This is a genomic window from Flavobacterium sp. TC780, from assembly GCF_056783245.1.
The window spans coordinates 35,508-46,388 of sequence record NZ_JBXBAV010000043.1 but is presented as its reverse complement, the minus strand read 5'-3'; the positions used below and the strand labels follow the sequence as shown (position 1 = coordinate 46,388).

The 10,881-nt window shown below is 30.9% G+C and carries 12 protein-coding genes and 3 pseudogenes; 9 read left to right on the top strand and 6 right to left on the bottom strand.

All coding sequences use genetic code 11. The annotated features are described in order from the left end of the window. From AC1RYN_RS04360 to AC1RYN_RS04350, 3 genes and pseudogenes are all read left to right on the top strand, one after another. A pseudogene (locus AC1RYN_RS04360) lies at positions 1–202 on the top strand (hypothetical protein); the annotation flags it as partial. Beyond that, entirely contained in the window at positions 202–351 is a 150-nt protein-coding gene (locus AC1RYN_RS04355; RefSeq protein ID WP_481805966.1) for a hypothetical protein, read from the top strand. The pseudogene AC1RYN_RS04360 and the gene AC1RYN_RS04355, both read left to right, overlap by 1 nt. Positions 352–373: 22 nt before the next feature. After that, positions 374–767 (top strand): annotated as a pseudogene (locus AC1RYN_RS04350) (phosphatase PAP2 family protein). Positions 768–882: 115 nt separating this feature from the next. Here the strand turns inward: AC1RYN_RS04350 and AC1RYN_RS04345 are convergent. The 6 genes and pseudogenes from AC1RYN_RS04345 to AC1RYN_RS04320 all read right to left on the bottom strand — a co-directional run bounded on the left by AC1RYN_RS04345 (position 883) and on the right by AC1RYN_RS04320 (position 5,395). Then, positions 883–1,600 (bottom strand): annotated as a pseudogene (locus AC1RYN_RS04345) (phytanoyl-CoA dioxygenase family protein). Between the two features lie 29 nt (positions 1,601–1,629). Further along, on the bottom strand, positions 1,630–2,271 hold the full coding sequence (locus AC1RYN_RS04340; protein ID WP_481805965.1) for an O-methyltransferase: 642 nt from the start codon (positions 2,269–2,271) through the stop codon (positions 1,630–1,632). A 112-nt stretch (positions 2,272–2,383) separates the two neighbouring features. Next, positions 2,384–2,716 carry a hypothetical protein gene (locus AC1RYN_RS04335; RefSeq protein ID WP_481805964.1) on the bottom strand — a complete coding sequence of 111 codons (333 nt, stop codon included), beginning with the start codon at positions 2,714–2,716 and terminating at the stop codon, positions 2,384–2,386. A 186-nt stretch (positions 2,717–2,902) separates the two neighbouring features. Next, on the bottom strand, positions 2,903–3,454 hold the full coding sequence (locus tag AC1RYN_RS04330; RefSeq protein WP_129540945.1) for a hypothetical protein: 552 nt from the start codon (positions 3,452–3,454) through the stop codon (positions 2,903–2,905). 8 nt (positions 3,455–3,462) lie between these two features. Continuing rightward, positions 3,463–4,827 carry a hypothetical protein gene (locus AC1RYN_RS04325; protein ID WP_481805963.1) on the bottom strand — a complete coding sequence of 455 codons (1,365 nt, stop codon included), beginning with the start codon at positions 4,825–4,827 and terminating at the stop codon, positions 3,463–3,465. Positions 4,828–4,834: 7 nt separating this feature from the next. Then, positions 4,835–5,395, bottom strand: coding sequence for a YceI family protein (locus AC1RYN_RS04320; protein WP_481805962.1), 561 nt, complete (start codon positions 5,393–5,395; stop codon positions 4,835–4,837). Positions 5,396–5,864: 469 nt separating this feature from the next. On the opposite strand from AC1RYN_RS04320, the gene rlmN reads away from it, so the two are divergent. The 6 genes from rlmN to AC1RYN_RS04290 all read left to right on the top strand — a co-directional run bounded on the left by rlmN (position 5,865) and on the right by AC1RYN_RS04290 (position 10,877). Then, positions 5,865–6,920, top strand: coding sequence for a dual-specificity RNA methyltransferase RlmN (rlmN, locus tag AC1RYN_RS04315; protein ID WP_481805961.1), 1,056 nt, complete (start codon positions 5,865–5,867; stop codon positions 6,918–6,920). A 361-nt stretch (positions 6,921–7,281) separates the two neighbouring features. After that, on the top strand, positions 7,282–8,259 hold the full coding sequence (locus AC1RYN_RS04310) for a polyprenyl synthetase family protein (RefSeq protein ID WP_481805960.1): 978 nt from the start codon (positions 7,282–7,284) through the stop codon (positions 8,257–8,259). A gap of 234 nt (positions 8,260–8,493) precedes the next feature. Further along, positions 8,494–9,054, top strand: a complete 561-nt coding sequence (locus tag AC1RYN_RS04305) for an RNA polymerase sigma factor (RefSeq protein ID WP_481805959.1) — start codon at positions 8,494–8,496, stop codon at positions 9,052–9,054. Between the two features lie 69 nt (positions 9,055–9,123). Beyond that, positions 9,124–9,768 carry a hypothetical protein gene (locus tag AC1RYN_RS04300; protein ID WP_481805958.1) on the top strand — a complete coding sequence of 215 codons (645 nt, stop codon included), beginning with the start codon at positions 9,124–9,126 and terminating at the stop codon, positions 9,766–9,768. Between the two features lie 65 nt (positions 9,769–9,833). Further along, positions 9,834–10,037: a hypothetical protein gene (locus AC1RYN_RS04295; protein ID WP_481805957.1), complete on the top strand. Its 204-nt coding sequence runs from the start codon at positions 9,834–9,836 to the stop codon at positions 10,035–10,037. Between the two features lie 384 nt (positions 10,038–10,421). After that, on the top strand, positions 10,422–10,877 hold the full coding sequence (locus tag AC1RYN_RS04290) for a hypothetical protein (protein ID WP_481805956.1): 456 nt from the start codon (positions 10,422–10,424) through the stop codon (positions 10,875–10,877). Positions 10,878–10,881 lie beyond the last annotated feature (4 nt).

The window sequence follows — 10,881 nt, the reverse complement described above, 5'->3', positions numbered from 1 at the left end:
AAGGTTAATACATGCTCCTGTTGTTAGGGAGGCAGCACCTCTCCTGTTGTTAGGGAGGCAGCACCTGGATGATATGACAGGTAACATTAATTCTGAAATAGAGAAGGCTAAAACTAATTTATTAGGAGATGCTACCACGCAATTTGAAAAAACAAAAGAAGATATTGACTCCATTACAGGACCTATAAAACGTCAGTTATAATGCTTGAAAAATTACAAGAATTCGATGTAAATCTATTTGTATTCCTTAACGGATTAGGTTCAGAATCTTACGATAAACTTTGGTTGGTAATTACCAATCAATTGAATTGGGCTCCACTTTTTTTTACTATTACTTTATCTTATCTATAAAAAAATAGGGACAAAACAAACCTTGTTTTTGCTCTTGTTTATAGCAATTCTAATAGCTTGTACTGATCAATTAACCAATGCAGTTAAATATAGCGTACAACGTTTAAAGCCTTGCAACAATCCTGATATCAAATCGTTTATTCGAATTGTACAATCTCGACAATCATTCAGCTTTTTCTCAGGACATGCAGCCAATTCGATGGCGGCAGCAACCTTTTTATATTTAGCACTTAACAAGCACTTTAAATATTTTGGATTTTTATCTCTTATGGCCATTAATTTTTGCTTACAGCCGTATTTATTTAGGCTTGCATTATCCATTAGATATCCTTTGTGGATATTCAGTAGGAATAATAATGGGATTTTTAATCTATAAGATATACCAGAAAGCAAAAGTAAAGTATTTTCCGGTTTAAATTTTGGAGCATTTTCCAGCTGTACACTTTATCTTTTCCTGACTAAAGAAGTCAGGGAAAGAAATTCTCCGTTTCCATCTGGGCTAAGAGGTGCTCAGAATTATTTATGTGCTTTTTAATTAATATTGGTTCTTTCGCTCCAATCTAATCCATTCGGAAGCTCAATGTTGCTGAATTCAATATGAATAACTCTTCTTCTTCGTTATTTGTAGTCTTATTAGAAGCATGAAAAAGTAATGGTTTCATAATCATTATTCCCCCTTTTTCGACTTCACAAATTGTTTCTTTTTCATTTTTAAAGTCCATATTCTCGACTCTATAAATTCCTTTAGAATGTGAATTATTAATTACTTTTAAAGCACCATTATCCTTAGTCGTTTTGTCTATATGAATCCTTATCGTGAAATTTTTCTCAAGAATATCTTTCGGAGGTTGCACAGCAAACTGATCTTGTTTAGTAGTCCAGTTTTCAAAACTTTCTACATCTATTTTTTTATCTACCGAGATTGTTAAGTCTTGATGATACGCAACAAACCAATTTGATTTTTCGGGTTTGTCAAATAGATTGATTTAGTTATAAAATAATTCTCCCCAAAGTTAGATTTGATAATATCCTTTAAGTTCTGATTAAAAATTGAGTCTAATGCTTGCGGAATTTCTTTATGAAATTGTCTTATAGCAAATAAATCTTCAGATTTCCTAAAGGTTGTTTTATCCTTTTTGTTCTCAGTAACGTTTTCAATTATCGAAATCAATTTTTTAATTTCGTTTTCATCATAAACATTATCAATAATTGCAAAACCTTCCGAGTTTATTTCATTGATATACTCCATTTTTAATTCTATTTATGCAGGCTCAAAAATTATAATACTCGGCTTACAGTTAGACCATCGCGTATAGGTAATAAAACAGTTTCTACTCTTGGATCATTTTTTAAAAGCAGGTTGTACTCTAAAAGGATTTTTGTGCTAATATCATTTGGATGTAATGGCTCTAAGACCTTGCCACTCCATAAAACATTGTCAGATAAAATGATACCGCCTTTATTCATTTTTGGAACAATCATTTCGTAATAATTAAGGTAGTTTTCTTTATCAGCATCAATAAAAACTAAATCAAATTTCACATCAATCGTAGGGATGATAGCTGTGGCTTCACCCAGGTGTTGAAAAATTTGCTTTCCCCATGGCGATTGATCAAAATACTTTCGTTGAAAGTCGATTAATTCTTCTTTAATATCAATTGTATGTAATTGTCCATTTTCTTGCATTCCTTCACATAAACACAAGGCAGCATAACCGGTATAAGTGCCAATTTCAAGAATGTTTACTGGTCGGATTAATTTGGATAACATACTTAAAACACGTCCTTGAAAATGCCCGCTTAACATGCGTGGCAATAGTATTTTTTGGTAGGTTTCTTTGTTTAAGCGAGCTAGTAATTCAGGTTCTTTTTCTGAATGCTGTTCTATGTAGTCTTCTAAGTCTTGTGATATAAAATGCATGTTGTATAATCTATGAATTTGAAAAGCAAAAATACAAAAATATCTACTATACTTTTTCGCATAAAAAAACCATCCACATGCGGATGGTTTTAGTTTTTATCTGAAATGAAAATTATTTTTTTAAAGCATCGTTAACTTCTTTTGCTGTTTTCACAGTTCCGTCTTTTGCAGCTTTCGCAGCTTCTTCTACTTTTTTAGCTCCTTTTTCTGTTGCATTTTTTACATCTTCAGCAGCTTTTTTAGTAGCATCTTTTACATCTTTAGCAGCTTCTTCTACTTTAACCACTGCAGTGTCTTTTACTTCATTAATATCAGTAGTTAATGAGTCTACCTTGTTTCCAAGAGTTAATTCTTCTTCTGTAGGTTTTGGCTCTTTCTTTTCACAAGATTGTACTGCGAATGCTAATAAAGCGATAACTGCTAAGCTTAAAATTTGTTTTTTCATAATTAAATAATTTTTTTGGTTGATATAATGTTAAGTGTATGGTTTTAAGAAAGAACAATTTACATAAAAAAATGAGACATTACATTTTTTTGTAGGACTATCTTTCTTTTGAGTGTAAATACAATTCTTGTACCAAACTTTAAAATTTTAGATTATTGTATGAAAAGTTTTTTTTAAGCTGTGTAATTAGTTTTTATATAAACTAAAGTCTATTGTTATTTGATCTTTTACTTTTATCAGTCCAGCCATCTTTACAGGAGGTTCAAGACCAATATCAGAAAAATTCAAATTGAAGGTTCCTTGGATTTTATTACCAGTGGTATTTAATATAAAGTCTTTGTATTTAAGCGTTTTATCTGTTATTAAAAAAGTAAGATTGCATTTGTAGTTTTTGCCACAAGGTTTAATTTCAGATAAGGTTACATAGCTACTGGGGTATATTTTTGTTTTTACTGTAGCTTGTAAATCCTTGGTCATTATTTTGTTTCTACAATCAAATTTAGACATTGGAATTTCTGCTGAAATACTATTTTTTTTATTTAAATTTAAAAAGATACTGTCTTTTTTGATTAATGAGTTACCACAGTTATAATCGCCAACAGTTGATTTTCCGCTAATCTTAATTTCAATTTTATTAATAATTAAAATTGAATCGTCAGGGAAAAAAGTGGGCTTAGCACTTCCTAAACAAAGGAATAATGCTAAACCCAACAATCCAATTGTAAGTAAATTTTTCATTGAGTAAGTTAGAAAGTAATAACAGCTTCAAACATTACACCGTTAAATTTTCCTTTGTATAAATCATTTGGATTTCCAGCAGCATTAAATTGACTGTAATTTTTGTAGTGTTGATCTACATAACCAACTTTTGCTAAAATGTTTTTAGTCATAAACCAACCAGCACTAGTTTCAAATCTTGTTATGTTAACAGCTTCTGCATCAGAGTTTCTTAATTTACCATCAACTAAGTTGTATTTTGCTCCAACAAAAAGGTTTTCGTTTGCGCCAAATCGGTATACTATATCTCCTGCATATTGGTTTACTGAACGTGAAGTTTCAACACCTTTTGCATCTCCACCAGAAGTAAATTCTAAAGTACCAAAGAACTCAAATCCTTTATATTTTACAAACGGGTTAATCATGTATGATGTTGCCCAGTTTCCGTATCCAGGATTAAAACGTCCAGTGTCTTTATTAGTAGTTGGGTCAAAGTTGTCTGCAACGGGAGCTCCATTGGCACCAGTATAATCACTGTGACTCATTACACCATAAAAACGGCTTCCTGCTCTATCAGATGCATATAAGTTTCCACTTGAATTTGCAGTGTGGTATAAAGATCCTGTTAATCTTATTCTTAAATCTGGATCAAGTTGTTTATCGAAACCAATTTTTACCAAGATAGTAGGGCTAACAGTTGTATTATGCGTAGGACTAGCTTGTTTTACTTCTTTAACATCTTGGTCTAGTTTAGAGTTTGTAACTCCAATCATACCTACAAAACCGCTTCGGTTATAGTAAAGTTCGGCACCCATTTCTGTAATAAAGGCATCCATAATATTATTCCCGATAAAAGGATTCATTAGTGCATTACCATTGTCAGATCTTCTAAAATGAGCATCACCGTAGTTGTTCTCCATTTGACCAATTTTAATAGTAGTATATTTCATGAAATCTGCTAAGAAATCTTTCTTAATGAAATCTAATTTGTCAATTTGTAAATATCCTCCTTTTACCCAAGTCTCATGATGGTGTCTAGAAGCAAGATAAACGTCTAGATTTACACGTACCCCATCAAATAATTGTGCGCCAATTGTAAAGTTAGCAGTGGGTAGGTTAAAATTGTTTTCAAGATTATTTAATCTGTAGCCAGAAATTGGAGCAGGCAGATTTTCTTGTCCGTTGAAAGAATTTACCCCTTGGAATTGTAATGCAAATGCCGCTCCTATATCTATACTTAGTCCTTTGTATTGAACTGTATCTTTTTTTACGTCAAATTGATTTATTCCGTTTTTGTCTCGTGAAATTTGATTCTGAATCTGCCCAAATCCAACTTGGGCCGTTGCTGTAGCCATTCCTAATAAAACTGTAGCTATGAGATAGATTTTTTTCATGTGGTATTTATTTTAAAATGATATTGAAATTTAATGTAAGGTCTTTTCCTGTTTTGATGGTTCCAAGTAATGCTTTTGGAGGAGTCATTCCGAAATCAGAAAACGTTATTTTATTAGATCCTTGAAGGATTACAACTCCATTGTTAACAGTAGTTTTTACCTGAGTTTTAAAATCTTTGCTAACTCCTGCTATTGTGTATGTTCCTGTTAAGTTCCAAGTCGTTTCATTTACTTTTTCGGCAGATTTTAAAACGTATTTAATGTTTTTGTGAGTTTTGGTATTTAAAGTTTCGTAAGCTACCTTATCCATACTTGTTTTGTGACTTTTTATGCTTTCTGCCAAAAGAGTAATGGTTAGGTTGTGAATGTCTATTAGTTTAGTATCAGTAATAGTTAAATTTCCTGTACCAGTTCCAGAATTTGATTTCATTTCCCAATCATGCATAGTAGATGTTCCTGCCACTGAAAAAGTTGATTTTGCATCTACAGTATAGTTTTTTTGTGCACTCATGTATGTTGTCATTGCTAAGCAAGCTACTGTTAGAAAAATAGATTTAATTGTTTTCATTTTTATTAATTTATTCGTTAATCATTAATTAGACTTTGTATGGAAGCTATAGTATACATTGACTTCACAAGCAATTCTTAATTTCTTTTCATCAAATTTACTATGCACGCATAGTAAAAAGCATGATAATAATCATTGTTAAAACTTTAAGAAAGTGGTAAATTAATAGTGAGTGGGGTAGCTTATTAAAATAAGATGGAATCGGTAACAAAATAATGTTTTGTATAGTACTGTTTGTTAGTTTGTTGTTTTTTAATCGTAAGAACTATCGGATTTTTATATAGCTAAAATTTCAGTTAAGATTTTCAGCTAAAAAATATTTTTCAACTGAAATGACAAAAAGTGAGTGTTTATAGGCTTTTGCGTAGTATATAACGATTGAAATTTTTATGAAAATATTTTTATGAAATTGAGCATTTTAGCAAGAATGCATCTAAAAAACATTAAAAAACAACAAAAGTGATTAAATTTGCAGCATGCAAATGGAGAAAAAGATATACGAGCCTTATCAAAAGAGGAATTACGCGAATTTTTTGTTACAAATAATGACAAAGCATTTCGTGGGAATCAAGTTTACGAATGGTTATGGAGCAAGGGAGCACATAGTTTTGACGATATGACCAATGTTGCGAAAGCAACACGTTCTATGCTTGAGGATAATTTTGTTATAAATCATATTAAAGTCGATACAATGCAACGTAGTAGCGATGGTACTGTAAAGAATGCCGTTCGATTACACGATGGATTGGTTGTAGAGTCAGTTTTGATTCCTACTCAAACAAGAACTACAGCTTGTGTATCTAGTCAGGTAGGATGTAGCTTGGATTGTAATTTTTGTGCTACAGCAAGATTAAAAAGAATGCGTAATCTAGAGCCAGCTGAAATTTATGATCAGGTAATTGCTATAGATAAAGAAAGTCGTTTGTATTATAATCACCCGCTGTCGAATATTGTTTTTATGGGTATGGGAGAACCACTTATGAATTATAACAATGTTATGAAGGCTATTGATATGATTACGTCTACTGAAGGTTTAGGAATGTCGCCAAAACGCATTATGGTGTCGACATCAGGAATCCCTAAGATGATTAAAAAAATGGCTGATGATGATGTTAAATTCAAATTAGCAGTTTCATTACATTCGGCAATCGATGAAATTCGTTCCCGAATTATGCCTTTTAGTAAAAATTTCCCTTTAGCTGATTTACGTGAGTCATTAGAGTATTGGTACCGAAAGACCAAGTGTAAAGTTTCATACGAGTATGTAGTTTGGAAAGGAATTAATGATGATAAAGCATCAGTGGATGCATTGGTCAAGTTTTGTAAATACGTGCCTTGTAAAGTTAATTTAATTGAATATAATCCAATTGATGATGGAGAGTTTCAGCAAGCTTCAGAGGAATCAATTAATGCGTATATAAAAGCACTTGAGAATATTGGAGTTGTGGTAAAAGTGCGTCGAAGCAGAGGAAAAGATATTGATGCTGCTTGCGGACAATTAGCCAATAAAGAAGCAGAAGTTTAAAAAAATTAAGCATAAAATAAAAAAAGCATTAAAAACAGGATTAGTACTTGTTTTTAATGCTTTTTCTTTTGATAAAAGAGTTGATGTTTTTTTTAATGTATTTCTTCAAATGTATAATTTCTAACTATTTAATTTAGTTAGAATAGAGATTGTATTATAATGTAGATTTTAAATTAATGCTATTTTATGAAGATGGGGGAAATAAAAGAGTAACGGTACATTTAGACATGAGCAAATAATGAACTTTCAAGCAAATTAGGCTCACTTGGATATGAATAGTGTATAAAAAGTTCGAAATGTTGATATACTTCTATAAAATACACAACGTTTTTTTATTTAAAATAGTATATTTGGAATCGAAATGAATATTACTTCTCAAATAAAACAGCCCATCTTTAACGAGATGGAACTTTTTGAAAAAAAGTTCCATGAATCGATGACTTCAAAGGTGGCTCTGCTCAACAGAATTACCTACTATATTGTAAACAGAAAAGGAAAACAAATGCGACCTATGTTTGTTTTCTTGACAGCAAAAATGGTGTCAGAAGGAATTGTGAACGAACGTACCTATCGTGGAGCTTCGGTTATAGAATTAATTCATACCGCGACTTTAGTTCATGATGATGTTGTTGATGATAGTAATCGTCGACGAGGTTTTTTCTCAATTAATGCACTATGGAAAAATAAAATTGCCGTTCTAGTTGGAGATTATTTACTCTCAAAAGGATTGTTGCTTTCTATCGATAATGGTGATTTTGATTTACTTAAAATAATCTCTGTCGCTGTTCGCGAAATGAGCGAAGGCGAATTACTTCAAATAGAAAAAGCAAGAAGACTTGATATTACTGAAGATGTTTATTACGAAATCATCCGAAAAAAGACAGCAACACTTATTGCCGCTTGTTGCGCACTTGGTGCAAAATCGGTTATTGAAGATGAAGTTCAAGTAGAGAACATGCGTAAATTTGGTGAACTTATAGGAATGGCTTTTCAGATAAAAGATGACTTATTCGATTATAGTGAAGAAGCTATTGGTAAACCTACAGGAATAGATATTAAAGAACAAAAAATGACTTTGCCTTTAATTCATGTTCTGAACAATTGTACTTCTAAAGAAAAAAGCTGGCTTATAAATTCTATCAAAAACCATAATAAAGACAAAAAGCGAGTAAAAGAAGTTATTGCTTTTGTGAAAGATAATAATGGTTTGGCTTACGCAGAAAATAAAATGGTAGAATTTCAGCAAGAAGCACTCGCTTTGCTTAATAATTATTCAGATTCAGATTTCAAAGCAGCCTTGACTTTGATGGTGAACTATGTTATTGAAAGAAAAAAATAATAAATAATTTTACGGGGAAATATTTTTTAAACACTTGTAATACAGTGTTTTTGTTGTTTTGTTTTCTTTTTTTAATTTTAATTTATTAAAATTTTTAAATTCCATGCAACCTTTTTTAATTGTAAAGCGTCTATGCTAATAGAAGTCAGTTTGATTTTAAGCTGCCGATTTATAATGCTATTATTTGAATTAATTTTACCGAATCATTTTTTTGAAATTTTCTACTGAGTTTTTATGAAAGTAATCCAATTGCATCAAGAAGAAGCTGAAATCATTCAGTTGGCTATCGATAATAATCGACAGGCGCAACAGCAGATATACAGTAAGTTCTCTTCAAAAATGTTAAGTGTTTGTCGACAGTATATTAAAGACATTCAGCTAGCCGAAGATGTAATGATTACCTCATTCATGAAAGTTTTCACGAATCTTAAAAGATTTGAAAATAAAGGAAGTTTTGAAGGATGGATTCGAAGGATAATGGTAAATGAATGTATCTCATATCTGCGAGTTCAAAAAAAAGTGAAATTTATTGAAGATGAGAATTATACTGAAGAGAGTTTTAATGGAATCGAAAGCCAATTATCAACAGATCAAATTCAGTTTTTAATAGATGCCTTGCCAGATGGTTATAAGATGGTTTTTAATCTTTATGCAATCGAAGGATATAAGCACAATGAAATTGCAACAATGTTGGGGATTAATGAAGGAACGTCAAAATCGCAATTATCACATGCTCGCAAAATGTTGCAAAAGCAAATAATTACTTTAAAAAATCAAGAAAATGGAACCGAATAAATTAGAAAAGAGTTTCGTGAAAAACTAAATGCAAGAGAGATTAATCCTAGTGATAAAGCTTGGGATCGATTGGATGCAATGTTGAATGTTGCTGAAGAAGCTAAACCAAAGCGAAAATATACTTGGATGTATGTTGCGGCAGGTTTTATAGGTTTTTTATTGATAACTACGGTTTATTTGAGTCAAAAAGAGATCTCTAATAATGATTTAAACAACACTGTAGTTACTAAAGAGGAGCAACCAAAAGATTCTATAACGACAATTAAAAGTAATCACGACAAAATAATTTCAAAACCTTTAAATACAGATGCAATAGTTGTACAAGAAACAGAGAAAGTTTCTGAAGAAAAGCATCAAAAATTAAATTATAATAAGACAAATCAAAATCAAGTAGCGGAGCATTCAATCATCAAAGAAGCCAATAAAGAAAATTGGAAAAACAATCAAAAAACAGAATCGAAAATAAATCAAACAGTAATCGCTGATAATTCAAAAAATGCAACAGTAGATCAATTGTTAATTTCAGCAGAAAAAACATTAGCAATGGATAGAGGAGTTCAGCAGAAAAACAAAGTAAAGATAAATGCTGACGATCTGCTCTCACAAGTCGATGGGGAGTTAGAACTTTCATTTAGAGAAAAAGTAATTAATAAAGTTAATAAAAATTACCAAACTGTAAAAGTAGCTTTAGCAAACAGAAATCTAGAAGAATAAGTTTCGGATGAATTAAAACCATTTAAATTAAAAATCATCATCAATCAATCTTAAAAAAAATCACCATGAGAAATTTTACCATTTATTTAATATTCACCCTATTTTTATTCGTTAGTAAAATGATAGGTCAGGAAACATTCGAATCCAGAGCGAAACTAATTGCTAATAATATAGAGAAAGTAACTAAGGAAGAAAAAGCAGCTCTAAAAGAAGAAGTTGAAGTTGTGATGTGCAATTTTAGAAGGAAAAATTACAAAAGAAGAGGCTGATAAAAAGAAAAAGCAATTAGCAGAAGCAAGAGCAATTACACAAATCGAACAAAAGGTTACAGTTGCCCAAAATCGATTATCAAATGATTTAGTACAACAAAAAGTAGATGGAAAAATAAAGGAAAAAGATTCTACAAAAACGTACAAGATTAGTTTTAAATTTAATGAGGTGGAAAAGAGAAAGATTCGATTTGCAGAGAAAAAAGAACTACATCGCAATTTGTGTTTGCAGCCGGATTAAATAATTTGGTAACAGATGGCAGTTTAAAAGATTCAGATTATAAATTTATGGGATCGCATTTTTACGAATCGGGGTTTTACATTTAATTCAAGAATCTTGAAAGATCATAATTTATTGCATGCTAAATATGGATTTGTACAGTAATGTATAATAATCTTCGACCTACTGAGAATCGTAATTTTGTGGTAGATGGAAAGGAAACTATTTTAGAAGTTAATCCGGTAAATTTAGATGAGTCTCGTTTTAGAAATGTTTATTTAGTGGTGCCGCTACACTTAGAATTTGATTTTTCAGGAAGTAAAACGGAGAATGGAAAAACCTATTTTAGAACACATAAAAGTTTCCGTTTTGGAATTGGGGGTTACGCGGGAATCAATGTTAAATCAAAACAGATTTTAAAATATGATCAAGACGATATAAAGGAAAAAGTAATATCTAAAGGAGATTATAACGTAAATAATTTTATTTATGGACTGAGTACATATATGGGATATAAAGATGTTAGTTTATATTTAAAATATGACTTGAATTCTTTATTTGCTGATAATGAAATTAAACAAAACAATGTTTCATTAGGATTGCGTTTTGATTTAAATTAATAAA

Coding starts and splice junctions, on each gene's coding strand:
- AC1RYN_RS04340 (WP_481805965.1), bottom strand. CDS start 2,271: ATGCATTTTATATCACAAGACTTAGAAGACTACATAGAACAGCATTCA.
- AC1RYN_RS04355 (WP_481805966.1), top strand. CDS start 202: ATGCTTGAAAAATTACAAGAATTCGATGTAAATCTATTTGTATTCCTT.
- AC1RYN_RS04310 (WP_481805960.1), top strand. CDS start 7,282: ATGAATATTACTTCTCAAATAAAACAGCCCATCTTTAACGAGATGGAA.
- AC1RYN_RS04305 (WP_481805959.1), top strand. CDS start 8,494: ATGAAAGTAATCCAATTGCATCAAGAAGAAGCTGAAATCATTCAGTTG.
- AC1RYN_RS04330 (WP_129540945.1), bottom strand. CDS start 3,454: ATGAAAAATTTACTTACAATTGGATTGTTGGGTTTAGCATTATTCCTT.
- AC1RYN_RS04325 (WP_481805963.1), bottom strand. CDS start 4,827: ATGAAAAAAATCTATCTCATAGCTACAGTTTTATTAGGAATGGCTACA.
- AC1RYN_RS04335 (WP_481805964.1), bottom strand. CDS start 2,716: ATGAAAAAACAAATTTTAAGCTTAGCAGTTATCGCTTTATTAGCATTC.
- AC1RYN_RS04290 (WP_481805956.1), top strand. CDS start 10,422: ATGTATAATAATCTTCGACCTACTGAGAATCGTAATTTTGTGGTAGAT.
- AC1RYN_RS04320 (WP_481805962.1), bottom strand. CDS start 5,395: ATGAAAACAATTAAATCTATTTTTCTAACAGTAGCTTGCTTAGCAATG.
- AC1RYN_RS04295 (WP_481805957.1), top strand. CDS start 9,834: ATGAGAAATTTTACCATTTATTTAATATTCACCCTATTTTTATTCGTT.